The following is a 20,507-nucleotide window of genomic DNA, read 5'->3' on the forward strand; positions in this document are numbered from 1 at the left end:
TGGCTCCTTTCCAAAAACGTTTGTAATTAAAGCAAGCGTTTTTTTTGTGTTTTTGATATAATGGAGTGAATATAAAGCAAAGGAAGAAACTATTATGGGTAAATTTCAAGTTATTTCACATCCATTGATTCAACACAAACTCTCAATCTTACGTCGTGAGGATACCTCTACTAAGGACTTCCGTGAGTTGGTTGATGAAATCGCTATGCTTATGGGTTATGAAGTATCGCGTGATCTCCCTCTTGAAGAGGTTGAAATTCAAACACCAATTACAAAAACAGCTCAAAAACAACTTTCTGGTAAAAAATTGGCAATTGTTCCAATCCTTCGTGCGGGTATTGGTATGGTCGATGGTTTGCTTAGCCTCGTACCTGCAGCAAAAGTTGGTCATATTGGTATGTACCGTGATGAAGAAACACTTGAGCCAGTTGAGTACTTGGTTAAATTGCCAGAAGATATTGATCAACGTCAGATTTTTGTAGTGGACCCAATGCTTGCAACTGGTGGTTCAGCAATTTTGGCGGTGGATTCACTAAAAAAACGTGGAGCAGCTAATATCAAGTTTGTATGTTTAGTTGCCGCACCAGAAGGTGTAAAAAAATTGCAAGATGCTCACCCAGATATTGATATATACACAGCATCTTTGGATGAGAAACTTAATGAGAATGGTTATATTGTTCCAGGTCTTGGAGATGCAGGTGACCGTCTGTTTGGTACAAAATAAGTTGAAAAGGGAAAATTTCCCTTTTTTTAATAGGGTAATGACTTAGGAAATCTTAATAATAACCTGTTTTTTTACTTATTTAGCACTCTTTTTAAATGAGTGCTAAGAAAAATGTTTTTTATTTGACCTAATTTGACTAAAATCATATAATAACATCAAGACAATATTAAAAGGAGAATTCATATGATTCCTGTAGTTATTGAACAAACATCACGTGGTGAACGTTCTTATGACATTTACTCACGTTTGCTCAAGGATCGTATTATCATGTTAACAGGTCCTGTAGAAGATAATATGGCAAACTCAATTATCGCTCAACTCTTGTTCTTAGATGCCCAAGACAATACAAAAGATATCTATCTTTATGTTAATACACCTGGTGGGTCAGTTTCAGCAGGTCTTGCCATTGTCGATACAATGAACTTCATCAAGTCTGATGTTCAAACCATCGTTATGGGTATGGCAGCATCAATGGGTACAATTATCGCTTCAAGCGGTACTAAAGGTAAACGTTTCATGTTGCCAAATGCAGAATACATGATTCACCAACCAATGGGTGGTACTGGTGGTGGTACTCAACAAACAGATATGGCTATCGCAGCTGAACACTTGCTCAAGACTCGTAATAACTTGGAGCAAATCTTGGCTGATAATTCTGGTCAGTCAATTGAAAAAGTTCATGTTGATGCTGAACGTGATAATTGGATGAGTGCCCAAGAAACACTTGAATATGGCTTCATTGATGAAATCATGACCAACAACCAATTAAAATAAGCCTAGCTTATCTAAGATAAAAGTCAGATGCTAATCGGTTTATATAAGAACCGTTTCATCTGACTTTTTGTGTTATAATAGGAAACATGTTAATAATCAATGAGGAGCTACTTGCTATTGATCAAGCAATAGACAGTCTTGTTTTACATTTTCTAAGACTGCCAGAAGTAGAAAATTACCGTTTAAAACGGCAGAAATTAGAAAATACCAGAGAACTTCAAGAGCTACTTTTGGAATTTCAGGAATTAAAGGAAAGCTATGATAAGGCTAAGGAGTATGAGTCTTTTAGACCAGATGTGAGAGACTTGAAACGTCAGGTTTTGCGAATGAAGCGACAAATTGATCTCAACGAGGTGGTTATAGGCTATCGTCAGGCGGAGTTCGATTTACAGATAATACTAGCTTCACTTGGCGAGGAGGTTGCTCAAGCTATCTCAAATCAAATTTTCATTGATACTAGGCTACCTCTTGCACCTCATAAACCTCATCATAAAAAGGGTGATACTAACATAAAGGAGAAGATGAGTCATGATTAAGCGTCAAGGAATTATTGTTTATTTATACTATAATAGAGACTTACGTAAGATTGCCAAGTTTGGCGATGTTATCTACCATTCTTATAAGATGCGTTATGTGCACCTTTATGTAGATCAAGACAGGGTTAAGGACATCTTGACAGAGCTTGAAGGAATGAAGGCGGTCAAAAAAGTTCTTCCTTCTTATTATTCTGATATTGATATGGATTTTGTAGGTAGTCTGGAACGCTACGACACCTCGGTCCCTGAACATTTTAAAAACTTTTCTCTTTAGCTAGGAGAAAAGTTTTTTTATTCTTAAAGTGTTATTTTAAAAGCAATGGAAACGATTACTGTAGTTGAATCTTAGTTATGTGTGGTTGACAATTGTCTGATAATTCTGTAATCTATAAGGTGGACTTTTTTAAGAAAATATTAAGGAGAAATCTTATGTCTAAAAAGATCACACTTATTGTGTTAGCCTTTTTTGCTTCCATTTTCTTGGTTGCCTGTGGCAAGTCACCAGATGTGACTGCTAATGCCAAAGGTACTAAGATTGGGGATACAATCAAAATTGGTGTTAACATGGAGTTGACAGGTGCTGTTGCGGCCTATGGTAAGGCAGAGCAGAATGGTATTAAGTTGGCTGTTGATGAAATTAATAAAGCAGGTGGCGTCGATGGCAAGAAACTTGAGCTTGTCACAAAAGATAATAAATCTGAAAACGCTGAAGCTTCAACATCCTCAACGAACTTGGCTATTCAGAGTAATGTAAATGCTATAGTTGGTCCAGCGACATCAGGTGCTGTCGCTGCGGCTAGCATCGTCTCACAAAAAACAGGGGTTCCTTTGCTGACACCTTCAGGTACGCAGGATGACCTTACGGTAGATACTAACGGAGCTAAGAAATTTGTTTTCCGTACAACCTTTAAGGACAGCTACCAAGGTAAAGTTTTGGCAGCTTATTCTTACAGTAATTTGAATGCTAAGAAAGTAGTTCTCTACTATGATAATGCCTCAGACTATGCCAAAGGTATTGCAGACGAGTTTAAACGCGAATATAAGGGGCAAATTGTTACTGAGGCTACCTTTGCGTCAGGTGACAAGGACTATCAGTCAGCTTTGACTAAATTTAAAGACCTTGACTATGATGCGATTGTAATGCCTGGTTACTATACTGAGACTGGTATTATCACTAAACAAGCACGTGACCTTGGAATTGATAAACCAATCCTTGGACCTGATGGGTTCAGTGATGCGAAATTTACTGAGCTTGCAGGTAAAAAGAATGCTTCAAACGTCTACTATGTATCAGGATATTCAACAAATGTTGCTCTTTCTGACAAGGCATCAGGTTTCATTGAAGCATATAAGAAAGCTTACAACACTGAACCAAATATGTTTGCTGCTCTAGCTTACGATTCTGTTTATATGATTGCAGAAGCATCAAAAGATACGAAAACTTCAGTTGATATTGCCGATAACTTAGCACATTTGAAAAACTTTGTCGGGGTTACTGGTAAAATGACGATTGATAAGGATCATAACCCTATTAAAGCAGCTCTTATGGTTAAAAGAGATAATGGTGAAGAAGTTTCAGCGGAAGCCGTTGAAATTGAAAAATAATCTGTTATCTATACTGAAAATGAACTAGAAAGTTTGGTTATATATGTTTTTTGAACAACTTCCCCAACAACTAGTCAATGGTATTATCTTGGGTAGTATCTATGCCCTACTTGCCCTTGGATATACCATGGTTTATGGGATTATCAAATTGATTAACTTTGCCCATGGAGACATCTATATGATGGGTGCCTTCGTTGGTTACTATGCGATTAACAGCTTGAAGATGAACTTCTGGATTGCCCTTGTGTTTTCTATGATTGTCTGTGCAATTTTAGGGGTAGTTATTGAATTCTTGGCTTATCGTCCACTCCGTAATTCAACACGTATTTCTGCCTTGATAACGGCCATTGGTGTGTCATTCTTTCTTGAGTACATCATGGTTTACTTTGTAGGTGCAGATACACGTTCATTCCCACAATCAATCAAGATGCATACTTATCATCTTGGGTCAATTTCTGTGACAAATGTGCAGTTGCTCATTTTGGTAGTTGCTCTTGTACTTATGGTTGCTCTTCAGTTGATCGTTAAGAAGACTAAGATGGGTAAAGCTATGCGTGCTGTATCTGTAGATAGCGACGCAGCAGAGTTGATGGGTATTAATGTTAATAATACGATTAGCTTCACTTTTGCTCTTGGATCATCACTTGCAGGGGCTGCCGGTGTCCTCATTGGTCTTTACTATAACTCAATTGAACCTCTTATGGGGATGACTCCGGGTATTAAAGCTTTTGTTGCCGCTGTTCTTGGTGGTATCGGTATTATTCCTGGTGCAGCACTCGGTGGTTTTGTTATCGGTATTTTAGAGACTTTGTCAACTGCAATTGGTTTATCAAGTTACCGTGATGCCATTGTTTATGGTGTCTTGATAGTTATCCTCTTGCTTCGTCCAGCGGGTATTCTCGGTAAAAATGTGAAAGAGAAGGTGTAAGACATGAAAAAAAATCTAAAAGTAAACCTTATTTGGTTTGGTCTTATCATTGGACTCTTCCTTATCTTGAAAGGTCTTGAACTTTCAGGTATTATGAATCTTTACTACATCCAAATCTTAATGGGAATTGGGATTTCAATCCTTATGGGACTTGGTACTAACTTAGTTCTTGGTTTCTCCGGACAATTTACACTTGGACAAGCCGGTTTCATGGCAATCGGTGCGTACTCATCAGCTATCATCACTGGCATGATGCCAACTTATGATGGTTTCTACCTCTCAATGGTTGTAGGTGTCATCATCGCAGCTGTCGTTGCCCTTATTTTTGGTATACCTACCCTTCGTTTGAAAGGTGACTATCTTGCTATTGCAACTCTCGGTATGGCTGAAATTATCCGTATCATTATCGTTAATGGTGGTGAATTGACCAATGGTGCCGCTGGTTTGACTGGAATTCTTCCTTATACAAGCTGGCCTGTCATCTATTTCTTTGTAGTTATCATTACAATCTTGGTACTCAATTTCTTGCGTTCAGCAACTGGTCGCCAAGCAATCACTCTTCGTGAAGATGAAATTGCTGCAGAGTCAATGGGTGTCAATGTTACAAAAATGAAGGTTATTATATTCGTTATCGGTGCCATGATTTCAGCGATTGCTGGTTCACTTTATGTCAGCTATATCGGGACTGTCGTGCCAAAAGACTTCACAATCATGAAGTCAATTGATTACCTTATCATTGCCGTTCTTGGAGGTCTTGGATCAATTACAGGTACTATCATTGCTGCTGTTGTTCTTGGTATTATCAACATGTTCCTCCAAAACGTTTCAAACCTTCGTATGATTATTTACGCCTTGGCTTTGATTCTTGTAATGCTCTTCCGTCCAGGTGGGCTTCTTGGAACAAAAGAACTCTATCTCTCAAAATTCTTCAATAAATCTAAGGAGGGCAAATAACAATGGCACTTCTTGAAGTTAAAAATTTAACTAAAAACTTTGGTGGTTTGACTGCTGTTGGTGACGTTTCAATGGAACTCAATGAAGGTGAGTTGGTTGGGCTTATCGGGCCAAACGGTGCTGGTAAAACAACCTTGTTCAACCTTTTGACTGGTGTCTATGAGCCAAGTGAAGGGACTGTAACGCTTGATGGTACAGTTCTCAACGGTAAAGCACCTTATAAAATCGCTTCACTCGGTTTGTCACGTACTTTCCAAAATATCCGCCTTTTCAAAGACATGACTGTACTTGAAAATGTTCTTGTTGGTTTATCAAATAAGCAACCTTCAAACTTCTTCGCATCACTTTTACGTTTGCCTAAGTACTATTCAAGTGAGGACGAGTTGAAAGACAAAGCTATGAAACTTTTGGCTATCTTTAACTTGGATGATGAGGCAGATACACTTGCGAAAAACTTGGCTTATGGACAACAACGTCACTTGGAAATTGTTCGTGCACTTGCAACGGAACCTAAAATTCTTTTCCTTGATGAACCAGCTGCGGGTATGAACCCACAAGAAACAGCTGAGTTGACTGCTCATATTCGTCAAATTCAAAAAGACTTTGGTATTACAATTATCTTGATTGAGCATGATATGAGTTTGGTTATGGATGTCACTGAGCGTATCTATGTTTTAGAATATGGACGCTTGATTGCAGAAGGAACACCTGATGAAATTAAGAATAACAAGCGTGTTATCGAAGCTTACTTGGGAGGTGAAGCGTAATGGCTATGTTAAAGGTTGAAAATCTCTCAATTAAATATGGTTCTATTGAGGCTGTTAAAAACGTTAGCTTTGAGGTTAATGAAGGTGAAGTTGTAACTCTTATCGGAGCCAATGGAGCAGGTAAAACATCTATTCTTCGTACAATCTCAGGTCTTGTTCGTCCAACTGAAGGAATTATTTCTTACCTTGGAAATGACATTCACAAAACACCAGCTCGAAAGATTGTTGCAGACGGTTTGGCACAAGTGCCTGAAGGACGTCACGTCTTTGCAGGATTAACCGTAATGGAAAATCTTGAAATGGGTGCTTTCCTTCATAAAAATAAAGAAGAAAATACAGCTCTATTGAAAAAAGTCTTCCAACGTTTCCCACGTCTAGAAGAGCGTAAGAATCAAGACGCCGCAACACTTTCTGGTGGTGAGCAACAGATGTTGGCTATGGGTCGTGCCCTTATGAGTCGTCCGAAACTTTTGCTTTTGGATGAGCCTTCAATGGGGCTTGCTCCAATCTTTATTCAAGAAATTTTTGATATTATCGAAGATATCAAGGCGCAAGGAACTACAGTTCTTTTGATTGAACAAAATGCCAATAAGGCTTTATCAATTGCGGATCGAGGTTACGTTCTTGAAACTGGTAAAGTGGTTCTTTCAGGTACTGGTAAAGAACTTCTTGCATCAGACGAAGTTCGTAAAGCCTATCTTGGAGGATAAGAAAAAGCGCCCAAGGGCGTTTTTCTATAGTCTCATACTGATTGTAAGGTACTAATTTTTCAGCAAAATAATGCAATCGGTTTCAATTAGTGTGGTATAATACAAGTAAGAAATCATTCGGAGGAAAATGAAACATGGCAGTAAAAGATTTTATGACGAAACGTGTAGTTTATGTCTCACCAGAAACAACAGTTGCAGCAGCTACAGACATTATGCGTGACAAAGGTTTGCGCCGTTTGCCAGTAATTGAACACGATAAATTGGTTGGTCTTATTACAGAAGGTACAATAGCGGAGGCTTCACCATCAAAAGCAACTAGCTTGTCCATTTATGAAATGAACTATCTCCTTAATAAGACAAAAGTAGGAGATATCATGATTAAGAATGTCCTTACTGTTTCCAAATATGCTAGCCTTGAGGATGCTATCTACATTATGCTGCAAAACAAGGTTGGAGTTCTTCCAGTAGTAGACAATGACCAAATTTCTGGAATTATTACAGATAAAGATGTCTTTCGTGCTTTCTTGGAAATTTCTGGTTATGGTCAAGCTGGAATCCGTATTGGGCTTGAAGTCTTAGACACACCACGTATCCTAGAAAAAATTGCCAACCTCATTTCTAGTGAAAATCTCAACATTGAACGTACAATTGTTGCACCAAAAACTGATACCGTGCTTCGCGTCGAACTACAAGTTGAAGGGGATGTAGAACCAGAATACCTTAAAAAAGTTTTTGTAGAAGCAGGGTTTACAGTTGTTGAAATTGCTGAAACAGAAGCAAAAGAATTAGACTAATAAGAAAAGGAGTCAAGACTAAACGAGTTTATTTCGGTGTCCTACTCCTATAGGTCAGTATATTAACAACAGGTTGTTTTTTCTATTGGAACGATCAGCATCTGGCTATAAGTTTTTAACAACAAAAAAGAAGCTAGAACATTAAATGTTCAGCTTCTTTTTTGTTAGTTTTGGAAATCATAAAGTGTTGTAGAAAGGTAACGTTCACCATTATCAGGCAAAAGTGTCAATACTTTTTTACCTTCGCCGAGTTCAGCAGCAACTTTAAGAGCAGCAGCAATAGCAGCACCTGATGAGATACCAGCTAGGAAACCTTCCTTGCTACCCAATGTACGTGATGTTGAGATAGCCTCATCAGAAGGAATACGTACAACGCTATCATATGATTTTGTATCCAATGTGTCAGGGATAAAGCCGGTTGAGATACCTTGGATTTTGTGTGGTCCTGGTTTATCACCGTTCAAGACAGCAGATTCGTCAGCTTCAATACCATAAACTTTGATGTTTGGGTTAGCAGCTTTCAGAGTTTTAGAAACACCCGAAATAGTACCACCGGTACCGATACCAGCTACGAATGCATCCAAACCATCTGCCCCAAAATCTTCCAGAATTTCTTGACCGGTTGTGGCAGCATGGGCAGCTGGATTTGAAGGGTTAGCAAATTGGAGTGGTACCCAACCATTGCGCTCAGCAGCAACTTCTTTAGCCTTAGCGATAGCACCTTTCATTCCTTCGCTACCAGGAGTCAAAACAAGTTCAGCACCGTAGGCTTGGATGATTTTACGTCGTTCAACACTCATTGTGTCAGGCATTACGATGACTACCTTGTAACCTTTAGCAGCACCAACCCAAGCGAGACCGATACCGGTATTACCTGAAGTTGGTTCAATAATAGTATTACCAGGTTTAATCGTACCAGCTTTTTCAGCATCTTCAATCATACGAAGAGCAATACGGTCTTTAACTGAAGAACCAGGATTAAATGCTTCGAGTTTAACATAAACATCTGCTGATCCTTCTGGAACAATAGAATTGAGTTTAATAACAGGTGTTTTGCCAACAAGTTCAGTGATTGAATTGTAAATTGCCATATTTAAAATCCTCTTAATCTTTGATTGATGGTTTTAAGTATACGACGGTAGAACTAACTTGTAAAATACATCTTCTTTATCACTGTGATAATGTTTGACTATCAGACAGGAATCTCAACAATTTTCTTTCCAGATTTTTCATAATTAACTTTTCCCTGATAGAACTCAGTGAGCTCTTGACCGAGTCTTTCAATCTCAGACTCTTCAACAAACAAAGTGGTAGAAACTTCTGATAAGAAAGTTGTATCAAATTCTTGGAGACCTTCTTTTTCAAGGAAGTTAGAGAAAACTTGGTATTGAGAGTAGGTCAAATTTACAATTAGGCCCGCTAACTCTTTGATTTCCACTCGTCCAATTTCTTCGATTGCATGGGCAACACTACCAGAGTAAGCGCGTATAAGACCACCTGCCCCAAGTTTGATTCCACCAAAATAGCGAGTCACAACTGCTACGACATTAGTAAGTCCTTGTTTTTCTAGAACAGTAAGCATGGGCACCCCAGCGGTTCCAGAAGGTTCGCCATCATCACTAGAACGCTTAATTTGACCATCGTCTCCGACAATCATTGCAGAGCAAGAGTGATTGGCCTTGTGATGTTTTTTCTTAATCTGGGCGATATACTCTCTCCCTTCTTCTTCATTACTAATGCGTTTCAAATGACAAATGAAACGAGATTTTTTGATTTCTTCTTCAACGATTCTATCGTTGGCAATTGTTTTGTAGTCCATAAAAAAATTTTATCATAAAAAGGTAAATTCAAACATATTTTCGAATAGAAAGATATGATACCTAAAGAATATTATGGACGACTATTTACGAAAGCACAGTTACCAGTGGACTATCTCTCAGAGGCTGTAAAATTAGAAAGTATGATAAAGGTTGATAAAAAACTTAGATGTAAAAGATGTTATAGTCAAATAGAGGAAGATTGGCAATTACCGAATGGTCAGTATTATTGTAGAGCGTGTATTGTCTTTGGTCGAAACCAAGAAGGTAAAGAACTCTATTACTTTCCTTCAGAAAAATCAGAAGTAGATTTTCCTGTCTTGAAATGGTTAGGAAAACTGACTCCTTATCAAAATGAGGTCTCGGAAAAGCTATTAAAGACTTATAAAAATCAAAAACACAGTCTTGTTCATGCAGTGACTGGTGCTGGTAAGACAGAGATGATTTATAAGATTGTTGCCTATGTTCTTGAAAATAAAAATCGTGTCGCCATTGCAAGTCCCCGAGTTGATGTTTGTCGAGAATTGTTTCTACGTATGCAGAAAGATTTTACTTGTAGTATTTCTCTGCTTCATGCTGATAGTGAACCATATGATGGTAGTCCGCTCGTTATAGCTACCACTCATCAATTACTAAAATTTTATCATAGCTTTGACTTGATTATTGTTGACGAAGTTGATGCCTTCCCCTTTGTAGGGAATGTCATGTTAAATCATGCTGTTAAACAAGCAAAGACGGAAACAGGTCGATATATTTACTTAACAGCAACTTCTACATTAGCTTTAGAGGAGCAAGTTCGCCTTGGAGCTTTAGAAAAGCATCACCTTGCCAGACGCTTCCATGGAAATCCTTTAGTCCTTCCTCGTTTCTTTTGGCAAGGAAGGTTACAAAAGTCGTTGACGAACGGCAAGCTCCCAAGCCTTCTAATTCACCAGATTAAGAAGCAGCGTAAATCAAATTTTCCTCTATTAATCTTTTTTCCCAATATAGCAGTAGGTGAAAAGTTTAGTATTACCCTAAAAAAATACCTCCCTACTGAAAACATATCCTTTGTTTCATCAAAAAGCGAGGAGCGTTCAACCATCGTAGAGAAATTCCGAAAAAAAGAACTGTCAATCTTAGTGACAACAACTATTCTCGAACGTGGTGTTACCTTTCCACAAGTAGATGTTTTTGTTTGTATGGCAAATCATCACTTATATACTAGTTCGAGTCTTATTCAGATTGGTGGTAGGGTGGGGCGTTCGCCCGAGAGACCTACAGGGAAACTCTATTTCTTTCATGAAGGATTATCTAAATCAATGTTGCAATGTCGGAAAGAAATAAATGCAATGAATAAAAAAGGAGGCTTTGAAAATGAAGTGTCTACTATGTAATGAATGGATTGAATCAGTAGCTCAATTAAGTGATTTAATTATGTTTAAACAAAGAAGAGAGTATTCTTGTGAAGATTGTAAAGGTCAATTTAAAAAGCTTGGGAAGGCGAGATGTTCAAATTGTTATAAAATAATAGATGGAAATAGTTGCATTGATTGCAAAATTTGGGCGAAAAAAGGCTATATTCCAAAACATTTTGCCATTTATTGTTATGAAGAAAATATGAAAGAGTATTTTAGTCGCTATAAATTTATGGGAGATTATTGCCTTAGAAAAATATTTCAACAAGAAATTAAAGCCAATTTAAAGCCTTTTTTAAAGAAAGGTTATATCTTAGTACCTGTCCCCTTGTCGGAAGAACGGCTGGAAGATAGAGGATTCAATCAAGTTAAAGGATTACTAGAGGGAATCCCCTATAAAAACATTTTTGAAAAAAGAGACATCGAGAAGCAATCCTCGAGAACACGCGAAGAGAGGTTAAGTCAAGATAATCCTTTCAGTTTGAAGAAAGGTATTGAGCTGCCAAGTAAGATCATCATAGTCGATGATATTTACACAACAGGATCTACCCTGTATCAAATGGTCAAACTATTGGATGACTTAGATGTCAAAGAAGTTTTGACCTTTTCCTTGGCTAGATAATAAAACCCTTGCAAATTTTCATGAAAAGGATATAATAAAGATAAAGAAAACGCTAACAAGCGAGAAAGAGGTCTTTTATGATTAAATATAGTATCCGTGGCGAAAACATCGAAGTAACTGAAGCACTTCGTGACTATGTTGAAAGTAAACTTAGCAAAGTTGAAAAATACTTCAACGAAGACCAAGAACTACATGCACGTGTAAATCTTAAGGTTTATCGCGAAAAGACAGCTAAAGTAGAAGTTACTATCCCTACAGGTTCTGTAACACTACGTGCAGAAGATGTTTCACAAGATATGTATGGTTCTATTGACTTAGTGGTCGATAAGATTGAAAGACAAATCCGTAAAAACAAAACAAAAATTGCACGTAAGCATCGTGAGAAAGTTTCAAGAGGTGAAGTGTTCTCAGCTGAATTTACTAAAGAAGAAATTGAAGAAGCACCAACTGTTGAAGTTGTAAGAACTAAAAATATTGAGTTGAAACCAATGGATGTTGAAGAAGCAATTCTTCAAATGGAGTTGTTGGGACACGATTTCTTTATCTATACTGATAGCAAAGATCATATGACTAACGTACTGTATAAGCGTGAAGATGGTAACTATGGCTTGATTGAAGCAAAATAATAAGCAGGTTTATACCCTGCTTATTATTTTTAAAAAAATATCTTGACAGCTATCCAAAAGGGTGCTAAGATATAAAAGTTGTCTTAAGTGATTTGTCTCTAACTCGTAAAGGTTCCAAAACTTTAAAAAAGTTATTGACAAGTTTAAGCAGAGATGATATTATAAATAAGCTGTTTCGAAAGGGACGGCAAACGCCAAGAAGTGAAAAAAACTTTAAAAAAGGTGTTGACAAGATATTCTATCTTTGCTAGAATATAGAAGTTGTCTCAAGAGAGACAAAGACCTTTGAGAACTGAATAAGAAACCAAGTGCAGGGTTATGATAGAAGAATTATAACCTGTCAATTTACAAGAATAAATCGTCAGACGACGGTAATGAGTTAACGCTCGAACAATTATTAAAGATTTTAATGAGAGTTTGATCCTGGCTCAGGACGAACGCTGGCGGCGTGCCTAATACATGCAAGTAGAACGCTGAAGAGAGGAGCTTGCTCTTCTTGAATGAGTTGCGAACGGGTGAGTAACGCGTAGGTAACCTGCCTTGTAGCGGGGGATAACTATTGGAAACGATAGCTAATACCGCATAACAATGGGTGACACATGTCATTTATTTGAAAGGGGCAATTGCTCCACTACAAGATGGACCTGCGTTGTATTAGCTAGTAGGTGAGGTAACGGCTCACCTAGGCGACGATACATAGCCGACCTGAGAGGGTGATCGGCCACACTGGGACTGAGACACGGCCCAGACTCCTACGGGAGGCAGCAGTAGGGAATCTTCGGCAATGGGGGCAACCCTGACCGAGCAACGCCGCGTGAGTGAAGAAGGTTTTCGGATCGTAAAGCTCTGTTGTAAGTCAAGAACGAGTGTGAGAGTGGAAAGTTCACACTGTGACGGTAGCTTACCAGAAAGGGACGGCTAACTACGTGCCAGCAGCCGCGGTAATACGTAGGTCCCGAGCGTTGTCCGGATTTATTGGGCGTAAAGCGAGCGCAGGCGGTTTGATAAGTCTGAAGTTAAAGGCTGTGGCTCAACCATAGTTCGCTTTGGAAACTGTCAAACTTGAGTGCAGAAGGGGAGAGTGGAATTCCATGTGTAGCGGTGAAATGCGTAGATATATGGAGGAACACCGGTGGCGAAAGCGGCTCTCTGGTCTGTAACTGACGCTGAGGCTCGAAAGCGTGGGGAGCGAACAGGATTAGATACCCTGGTAGTCCACGCCGTAAACGATGAGTGCTAGGTGTTGGATCCTTTCCGGGATTCAGTGCCGCAGCTAACGCATTAAGCACTCCGCCTGGGGAGTACGACCGCAAGGTTGAAACTCAAAGGAATTGACGGGGGCCCGCACAAGCGGTGGAGCATGTGGTTTAATTCGAAGCAACGCGAAGAACCTTACCAGGTCTTGACATCCCGATGCTATTTCTAGAGATAGAAAGTTACTTCGGTACATCGGTGACAGGTGGTGCATGGTTGTCGTCAGCTCGTGTCGTGAGATGTTGGGTTAAGTCCCGCAACGAGCGCAACCCCTATTGTTAGTTGCCATCATTCAGTTGGGCACTCTAGCGAGACTGCCGGTAATAAACCGGAGGAAGGTGGGGATGACGTCAAATCATCATGCCCCTTATGACCTGGGCTACACACGTGCTACAATGGTTGGTACAACGAGTTGCGAGTCGGTGACGGCAAGCTAATCTCTTAAAGCCAATCTCAGTTCGGATTGTAGGCTGCAACTCGCCTACATGAAGTCGGAATCGCTAGTAATCGCGGATCAGCACGCCGCGGTGAATACGTTCCCGGGCCTTGTACACACCGCCCGTCACACCACGAGAGTTTGTAACACCCGAAGTCGGTGAGGTAACCTTTTGGAGCCAGCCGCCTAAGGTGGGATAGATGATTGGGGTGAAGTCGTAACAAGGTAGCCGTATCGGAAGGTGCGGCTGGATCACCTCCTTTCTAAGGAAAAACGGAATGTACTTGAGTTTCTTATTTAGTTTTGAGAGGTCTTGTGGGGCCTTAGCTCAGCTGGGAGAGCGCCTGCTTTGCACGCAGGAGGTCAGCGGTTCGATCCCGCTAGGCTCCATTGAATCGAAAGATTCAAGTATTGTCCATTGAAAATTGAATATCTATATCAAATTCCATATGTAAGTAATTACATATAGATAGTAACAAGAAAATAAACCGAAACGCTGTGAATATTTAATGAGTTAGGTCGAAAGGCCAAAATAAGGTTAAGTTAATAAGGGCGCACGGTGGATGCCTTGGCACTAGAAGCCGATGAAGGACGTGACTAACAACGAAATGCTTTGGGGAGCTGTAAGTGAGCAATGATCCAGAGATGTCCGAATGGGGGAACCCGGCAGGTAATGCCTGTCACTCATTACTGTTAAGGTAATGTAGAGGAAGACGCAGTGAACTGAAACATCTAAGTAGCTGCAGGAAGAGAAAGCAAAAGCGATTGCCTTAGTAGCGGCGAGCGAAACGGCAAGAGGGCAAACCGAAGAGTTTACTCTTCGGGGTTGTAGGACTGCAACGTGGACTTAAAGATTATAGAAGAACTACCTGGGAAGGTAGGCCAAAGAGAGTAATAGCCTCGTATTCGAAATAGTCTTTATACCTAGCAGTATCCTGAGTACGGCGAGACACGAGAAATCTCGTCGGAATCTGGGAGGACCATCTCCCAACCCTAAATACTCTCTAGTGACCGATAGTGAACCAGTACCGTGAGGGAAAGGTGAAAAGCACCCCGGGAGGGGAGTGAAATAGAACCTGAAACCGTGTGCCTACAACAAGTTCGAGCCCGTTAATGGGTGAGAGCGTGCCTTTTGTAGAATGAACCGGCGAGTTACGATATGATGCGAGGTTAAGTTGAAGAGACGGAGCCGTAGGGAAACCGAGTCTTAATAGGGCGCATTAGTATCATGTCGTAGACCCGAAACCATGTGACCTACCCATGAGCAGGTTGAAGGTGAGGTAAAACTCACTGGAGGACCGAACCAGGGCACGTTGAAAAGTGCTTGGATGACTTGTGGGTAGCGGAGAAATTCCAAACGAACTTGGAGATAGCTGGTTCTCTCCGAAATAGCTTTAGGGCTAGCGTCGATGTTAAGTCTCTTGGAGGTAGAGCACTGTTTGGGTGAGGGGTCCATCCCGGATTACCAATCTCAGATAAACTCCGAATGCCAATGAGATATAATCGGCAGTCAGACTGCGAGTGCTAAGATCCGTAGTCGAAAGGGAAACAGCCCAGACCACCAGCTAAGGTCCCAAAATATATGTTAAGTGGAAAAGGATGTGGGGTTGCACAGACAACTAGGATGTTAGCTTAGAAGCAGCTATTCATTCAAAGAGTGCGTAATAGCTCACTAGTCGAGTGACCCTGCGCCGAAAATGTACCGGGGCTAAAACATATTACCGAAGCTGTGGATACCTTTATAGGTATGGTAGGAGAGCGTTCTATGTGCGAAGAAGGTGTACCGTGAGGAGTGCTGGAGCGCATAGAAGTGAGAATGCCGGTATGAGTAGCGAAAGACAGGTGAGAATCCTGTCCACCGTAAGACTAAGGTTTCCAGGGGAAGGCTCGTCCGCCCTGGGTTAGTCGGGACCTAAGGAGAGACCGAAAGGTGTATCCGATGGACAACAGGTTGATATTCCTGTACTAGAGTATATAGTGATGGAGGGACGCAGTAGGCTAACTAAACCAGACGATTGGAAGTGTCTGGCCAAGCAGTGAGGTGTGATATGAGTCAAATGCTTATATCTCTAACATTGAGCTGTGATGGGGAGCGAAGTTTAGTAGCGAAGTTAGTGATGTCACACTGCCGAGAAAAGCTTCTAGCGTTAATTATACTCTACCCGTACCGCAAACCGACACAGGTAGTCGAGGCGAGTAGCCTCAGGTGAGCGAGAGAACTCTCGTTAAGGAACTCGGCAAAATGGCCCCGTAACTTCGGGAGAAGGGGCGCTGACTGATGGTCAGCCGCAGTGAATAGGCCCAAGCAACTGTTTATCAAAAACACAGCTCTCTGCTAAATCGTAAGATGATGTATAGGGGGTGACGCCTGCCCGGTGCTGGAAGGTTAAGAGGAGTGCTTAGCGTAAGCGAAGGTATGAATTGAAGCCCCAGTAAACGGCGGCCGTAACTATAACGGTCCTAAGGTAGCGAAATTCCTTGTCGGGTAAGTTCCGACCCGCACGAAAGGCGTAATGATTTGGGCACTGTCTCAACGAGAGACTCGGTGAAATTTTAGTACCTGTGAAGATGCAGGTTACCCGCGACAGGACGGAAAGACCCCATGGAGCTTTACTGCAGTTTGATATTGAGTATCTGTACCACATGTACAGGATAGGTAGGAGCCTATGACCTCGGGACGCCAGTTTCGAGTGAGGCGTTGTTGGGATACTACCCTTGTGTTATGGCTACTCTAACCCAGATAGGTTATCCCTATCGGAGACAGTGTCTGACGGGCAGTTTGACTGGGGCGGTCGCCTCCTAAAAGGTAACGGAGGCGCCCAAAGGTTCCCTCAGAATGGTTGGAAATCATTCGCAGAGTGTAAAGGTATAAGGGAGCTTGACTGCGAGAGCTACAACTCGAGCAGGGACGAAAGTCGGGCTTAGTGATCCGGTGGTTCCGTATGGAAGGGCCATCGCTCAACGGATAAAAGCTACCCTGGGGATAACAGGCTTATCTCCCCCAAGAGTTCACATCGACGGGGAGGTTTGGCACCTCGATGTCGGCTCGTCGCATCCTGGGGCTGTAGTCGGTCCCAAGGGTTGGGCTGTTCGCCCATTAAAGCGGCACGCGAGCTGGGTTCAGAACGTCGTGAGACAGTTCGGTCCCTATCCGTCGCGGGCGTAGGAAATTTGAGAGGATCTGCTCCTAGTACGAGAGGACCAGAGTGGACTTACCGCTGGTGTACCAGTTGTTCTGCCAAGAGCATCGCTGGGTAGCTATGTAGGGAAGGGATAAACGCTGAAAGCATCTAAGTGTGAAGCCCACCTCAAGATGAGATTTCCCATGATTTTATATCAGTAAGAGCCCTGAGAGATGATCAGGTTGATAGGTTAGAAGTGGAAGTGTGGTGACACATGTAGCGGACTAATACTAATAGCTCGAGGACTTATCCAAAGAAAGTAACTGAGACATATTGACAACGATTTGGTTTCTTGATACAGTATAGATATTCAATTTTGAGTTGAGAATACTCAGAGTTAAGTGACGATAGCCTAGGAGATACACCTGTTCCCATGCCGAACACAGAAGTTAAGCCCTAGTACGCCTGATGTAGTTGGGGGTTGCCCCCTGTTAGATACGGTAGTTGCTTAGCACAAAGGGAGTTTAGCTCAGCTGGGAGAGCATCTGCCTTACAAGCAGAGGGTCAGCGGTTCGATCCCGTTAACTCCCATAGGTCCCGTGGTGTAGCGGTTATCACGTCGCCCTGTCACGGCGAAGATCGCGGGTTCGATTCCCGTCGGGACCGTTCAAGTAGAAATATTTGAGACTCGTTAGCTCAGTTGGTAGAGCAATTGACTTTTAATCAATGGGTCACTGGTTCGAGCCCAGTACGGGTCATATATGCGGGTGTGGCGGAATTGGCAGACGCACCAGATTTAGGATCTGGCGCTTAACGGCGTGGGGGTTCAAGTCCCTTCACCCGCATTAGAAAAAGTTAGCCGGCTTAGCTCAGTTGGTAGAGCATCTGATTTGTAATCAGAGGGTCGCGTGTTCAAGTCATGTAGCCGGCATAAAGATGGTCCGTTGGTCAAGGGGTTAAGACACCGCCTTTTCACGGCGGTAACACGGGTTCGAATCCCGTACGGACTATACTTGAGTAACTTAGGTTACTCTTTTTATTTTGTTTCTTTTTCTTATATGTTATAATATAGTATAATATTATTTTTGAGGTGAATATATGTCTAAAGTTTTTGTGTTTGGTCACCAAAATCCTGATTCTGATGCTATTGGTTCTTCTTATGGTTACGCTTATTTGAAACGCCAACTTGGTGTTGATGCTGAGGCTGTTGCTTTGGGTACTCCAAATGAAGAGACTGCTTTTGTACTTGAGTATTTTTCTGTAGATGCTCCTCGTGTTGTTGAGTCAGCACAGTCAGAGGGTGTAAATCAAGTTATTCTTACTGACCATAATGAGTTTCAACAATCTATTTCAGATATTAAGGAAGTAGAAGTTATTGAAGTAGTGGATCACCACCGTGTGGCTAACTTTGAGACAGCTAATCCTTTAATGATGCGTTTAGAACCTGTAGGTTCAGCTTCTTCGATTGTTTATCGCATGTTTAAAGAAAATAATGTTGAAGTTCCTAAAGATGTCGCTGGTTTGCTCTTGTCAGGTTTGATTTCTGATACTCTTCTTCTTAAATCTCCAACTACCCATGCTTCAGACCCTGCAGTAGCAGCTGAACTTGCAGAAATTGCTGGTGTTAATTTGGAAGAATATGGACTTGCTATGCTTAAAGCTGGTACTAATCTTTCTTCTAAATCTGCTGAAGAACTTATTGATATTGATGCAAAAACTTTTGAATTGAATGGCAATAAAGTTCGTGTTGCACAAGTTAATACAGTTGATATTACCGATGTTCTTTCTCGTCAAGAGGAAATCGAAGAAGCTATTACTGACTCAATTAAAAGCAATGGATACTCTGACTTTGTTTTAATGATTACTGATATTCTTAATTCAAATTCAGAAATTCTTACACTTGGTTCAAATACTGATAAAGTTGAAAATGCTTTTGATTTTGTTTTAGAAAATAATCATGCTTTCCTTGAAGGTGCCGTTTCTCGTAAGAAACAAGTAGTACCACAGTTGACTGAAAGCTTTAATGCATAAAATGGCTCTTGGTCAACTGTAGTGGGTGACGAAAAGCTAACATCTAGAGAGGACCTGATAGGTCTTCTCTTTTTTTATGTTCAGAGTGATGAAGACACGTTTCTTAAAGTTGATGAAGTTTCTAAAACCGAATCCCAACCGTTTGATGTCTTTAATCAACTTGTTAGTCGCTTCTAGTTTCGCGTTTGAATAGTCTGTTTCTAGCGCATTCTGGATGTATTGCTTGTGTCTAATAAAAGTCCTAAAGACCGTTTGAAAGTAGTGATTGACCTTGCTCATGTTCTCCTCTATTAACTCAAAAAACTCATCTACTCTTTTCTCCTGAAAGTGAAAAAGCAAGAGCTGATAGAGGTTATAATAATTAGCGAGTTCCTCTGAGAAATTCAATGTCTTCTCAACAACTTCATGTGGTGCTAAAGTTTGGCGGAAAGTCTTTGAATAGAAAGAGTTGAGAGATAACTTACGGCTGTCCTTTTGGAAGAGTCGCCAGTGATTTTTCAAGGCTCGATAGGGTAGTGACTTCTTATCAAACTGGTTCATAATCGCAATTCTTGTCTTTAAAAAGGCACGTCCAAGGTGCTGGATAATGTGGAAACGATCAAGAACGATTTTGGCGTTTGGAAAGAGTCTGTGGGCTAGTGGGATATAGGCTCCAGACATATCCATTGTGATAAACTGCACCTTTCGTCGAACTTTCAATGGGTACTTCAAAAAGTGGTTTCGAATCGTGGTTTGGCGACGATTATCAAGGATGGTTATGAGCTCGTTGGTCTCATAGTTTTGAGCGATAAAAGCCAAGGCACCTTTCTTGAACCCAAACTCATCCCAGGACATTATAGCTGGGAGTTTGTCATAATGTTTCTTGAAAGTGAACTGGTCAAGCTTACGATAGACAGTGGACGTCGACACATGAAGTCTTCTGGCAATATCAGTTAGTGACACCTTCTCAGTTAGGAGTTGTGTAACCTTTTGTCGGACTAGATTGGAAATTTGGCAGTTTTTCTCAACGATTGATGTCTCAGCCACCGTTACTCTCTTACAACTTTTGCACTGGAAACGACGTTTTTTCAGACATAGTAGTGTCGGCGTTCCCGCTTGTTCGAGAAGAGGAATTTTAGAAGTTTTTTGAAAGTCGTACTTGATCATCTTTCCATGGCAATGAGGGCATGGTGGTGCAGGATAATCCAGTTTTGCTTGAACCTCGATATGAGTATCCGTTTCAAAAACAAGAGAAATAATGATGTTAGGGTCTTTAATTCCGATTAATTCTGTGGTATTCTTAATAAGTCTCATAAGTTCTTCCTAATGATGGTTTGGTTGCTTTTCATTATAGTTCTTATGGGACTTTTTGTCTGCATTCAAAAAGCTCCATAATCTCTACAGTGGTTTTACCCACTACAGAAATTATAG

The 20,507-nt window shown here is 40.8% G+C and carries 16 protein-coding genes, 7 tRNA genes, 3 rRNA genes and 1 pseudogene; 24 read left to right on the top strand and 3 right to left on the bottom strand.

Going from position 1 to position 20,507, the window contains the following annotated elements; translation table 11 throughout:
* Positions 1 to 94 precede the first annotated feature (94 nt).
* The 10 genes from upp (at position 95) to EL076_RS01945 (ending at position 7,792) form a co-directional block, all read left to right on the top strand.
* Complete coding sequence (upp, locus tag EL076_RS01900; RefSeq protein ID WP_126429033.1) at positions 95 to 724, top strand: uracil phosphoribosyltransferase; 630 nt, start codon at positions 95 to 97, stop codon at positions 722 to 724.
* A 183-nt stretch (positions 725 to 907) separates the two neighbouring features.
* Positions 908 to 1,498, top strand: a complete 591-nt coding sequence (locus EL076_RS01905) for an ATP-dependent Clp protease proteolytic subunit (RefSeq protein ID WP_003093117.1) — start codon at positions 908 to 910, stop codon at positions 1,496 to 1,498.
* A gap of 86 nt (positions 1,499 to 1,584) precedes the next feature.
* The gene (locus EL076_RS01910) at positions 1,585 to 2,034 is read left to right on the top strand and encodes a YlbF family regulator (protein WP_003093149.1); all 450 of its coding nucleotides are present in this window, start codon (positions 1,585 to 1,587) and stop codon (positions 2,032 to 2,034) included.
* The gene (locus tag EL076_RS01915; RefSeq protein WP_003093153.1) at positions 2,027 to 2,308 is read left to right on the top strand and encodes a DUF2129 domain-containing protein; all 282 of its coding nucleotides are present in this window, start codon (positions 2,027 to 2,029) and stop codon (positions 2,306 to 2,308) included. Before EL076_RS01910 ends, EL076_RS01915 begins: the two co-directional genes overlap by 8 nt.
* Before the next feature lie 155 nt (positions 2,309 to 2,463).
* On the top strand, positions 2,464 to 3,639 hold the full coding sequence (locus tag EL076_RS01920) for an ABC transporter substrate-binding protein (protein ID WP_126429035.1): 1,176 nt from the start codon (positions 2,464 to 2,466) through the stop codon (positions 3,637 to 3,639).
* A 43-nt stretch (positions 3,640 to 3,682) separates the two neighbouring features.
* Entirely contained in the window at positions 3,683 to 4,567 is an 885-nt protein-coding gene (locus EL076_RS01925) for a branched-chain amino acid ABC transporter permease (RefSeq protein ID WP_003093154.1), read from the top strand.
* Positions 4,568 to 4,570: 3 nt separating this feature from the next.
* Complete coding sequence (locus EL076_RS01930) at positions 4,571 to 5,521, top strand: branched-chain amino acid ABC transporter permease (protein ID WP_003097900.1); 951 nt, start codon at positions 4,571 to 4,573, stop codon at positions 5,519 to 5,521.
* Between the two features lie 2 nt (positions 5,522 to 5,523).
* Positions 5,524 to 6,288 carry an ABC transporter ATP-binding protein gene (locus tag EL076_RS01935; RefSeq protein ID WP_003093115.1) on the top strand — a complete coding sequence of 255 codons (765 nt, stop codon included), beginning with the start codon at positions 5,524 to 5,526 and terminating at the stop codon, positions 6,286 to 6,288.
* Positions 6,288 to 6,998, top strand: a complete 711-nt coding sequence (locus EL076_RS01940; RefSeq protein WP_126429037.1) for an ABC transporter ATP-binding protein — start codon at positions 6,288 to 6,290, stop codon at positions 6,996 to 6,998. The genes EL076_RS01935 and EL076_RS01940 overlap by 1 nt, the downstream gene beginning before the upstream one ends.
* A gap of 134 nt (positions 6,999 to 7,132) precedes the next feature.
* Positions 7,133 to 7,792, top strand: a complete 660-nt coding sequence (locus EL076_RS01945; protein ID WP_003093134.1) for a CBS and ACT domain-containing protein — start codon at positions 7,133 to 7,135, stop codon at positions 7,790 to 7,792.
* 164 nt (positions 7,793 to 7,956) lie between these two features.
* On the opposite strand, the gene cysK is transcribed toward EL076_RS01945, so the two are convergent.
* Positions 7,957 to 8,883, bottom strand: coding sequence for a cysteine synthase A (gene cysK, locus EL076_RS01950; RefSeq protein ID WP_003093123.1), 927 nt, complete (start codon positions 8,881 to 8,883; stop codon positions 7,957 to 7,959).
* A 101-nt stretch (positions 8,884 to 8,984) separates the two neighbouring features.
* Positions 8,985 to 9,611 (bottom strand): YigZ family protein, encoded by a 627-nt coding sequence (locus tag EL076_RS01955; RefSeq protein WP_003093151.1) that lies wholly within the window; start codon positions 9,609 to 9,611, stop codon positions 8,985 to 8,987.
* A 54-nt stretch (positions 9,612 to 9,665) separates the two neighbouring features.
* Here EL076_RS01955 and EL076_RS01960 point away from each other — a divergent pair, with 54 nt between their 5' ends.
* The 14 genes from EL076_RS01960 to EL076_RS02025 all read left to right on the top strand — a co-directional run bounded on the left by EL076_RS01960 (position 9,666) and on the right by EL076_RS02025 (position 19,097).
* Positions 9,666 to 10,985: a DEAD/DEAH box helicase gene (locus tag EL076_RS01960; protein ID WP_126429039.1), complete on the top strand. Its 1,320-nt coding sequence runs from the start codon at positions 9,666 to 9,668 to the stop codon at positions 10,983 to 10,985.
* Positions 10,966 to 11,628 carry a ComF family protein gene (locus EL076_RS01965; RefSeq protein ID WP_003093132.1) on the top strand — a complete coding sequence of 221 codons (663 nt, stop codon included), beginning with the start codon at positions 10,966 to 10,968 and terminating at the stop codon, positions 11,626 to 11,628. The genes EL076_RS01960 and EL076_RS01965 overlap by 20 nt, the downstream gene beginning before the upstream one ends.
* Before the next feature lie 77 nt (positions 11,629 to 11,705).
* Positions 11,706 to 12,254, top strand: coding sequence for a ribosome hibernation-promoting factor, HPF/YfiA family (gene hpf, locus EL076_RS01970; RefSeq protein ID WP_003093130.1), 549 nt, complete (start codon positions 11,706 to 11,708; stop codon positions 12,252 to 12,254).
* 405 nt (positions 12,255 to 12,659) lie between these two features.
* Positions 12,660 to 14,207, top strand: a 16S ribosomal RNA gene (locus EL076_RS01975).
* Between the two features lie 54 nt (positions 14,208 to 14,261).
* Positions 14,262 to 14,334 (top strand) — tRNA-Ala (locus tag EL076_RS01980).
* A gap of 146 nt (positions 14,335 to 14,480) precedes the next feature.
* Positions 14,481 to 17,380: ribosomal RNA gene (locus EL076_RS01985) — 23S ribosomal RNA — on the top strand.
* A gap of 83 nt (positions 17,381 to 17,463) precedes the next feature.
* Positions 17,464 to 17,579 (top strand): 5S ribosomal RNA (gene rrf / locus EL076_RS01990).
* The 16S, 23S and 5S rRNA genes sit together here with 7 tRNA genes alongside, the layout of an rRNA operon.
* Before the next feature lie 5 nt (positions 17,580 to 17,584).
* A tRNA-Val gene (locus EL076_RS01995) sits at positions 17,585 to 17,657 on the top strand.
* A 2-nt stretch (positions 17,658 to 17,659) separates the two neighbouring features.
* Positions 17,660 to 17,732 (top strand) — tRNA-Asp (locus tag EL076_RS02000).
* A 19-nt stretch (positions 17,733 to 17,751) separates the two neighbouring features.
* Positions 17,752 to 17,824 (top strand) — tRNA-Lys (locus EL076_RS02005).
* Between the two features lie 5 nt (positions 17,825 to 17,829).
* A tRNA-Leu gene (locus EL076_RS02010) sits at positions 17,830 to 17,911 on the top strand.
* Positions 17,912 to 17,924: 13 nt separating this feature from the next.
* A tRNA-Thr gene (locus EL076_RS02015) sits at positions 17,925 to 17,997 on the top strand.
* A 7-nt stretch (positions 17,998 to 18,004) separates the two neighbouring features.
* Positions 18,005 to 18,076 (top strand) — tRNA-Glu (locus tag EL076_RS02020).
* Between the two features lie 88 nt (positions 18,077 to 18,164).
* The gene (locus EL076_RS02025) at positions 18,165 to 19,097 is read left to right on the top strand and encodes a manganese-dependent inorganic pyrophosphatase (RefSeq protein WP_126429041.1); all 933 of its coding nucleotides are present in this window, start codon (positions 18,165 to 18,167) and stop codon (positions 19,095 to 19,097) included.
* 43 nt (positions 19,098 to 19,140) lie between these two features.
* Here EL076_RS02025 and EL076_RS02030 read toward each other — a convergent pair.
* Positions 19,141 to 20,390 (bottom strand): annotated as a pseudogene (locus tag EL076_RS02030) (ISL3 family transposase).
* Positions 20,391 to 20,507 lie beyond the last annotated feature (117 nt).

The organism is Streptococcus vestibularis (assembly GCF_900636445.1).
Lineage (GTDB): Bacteria > Bacillota > Bacilli > Lactobacillales > Streptococcaceae > Streptococcus > Streptococcus vestibularis.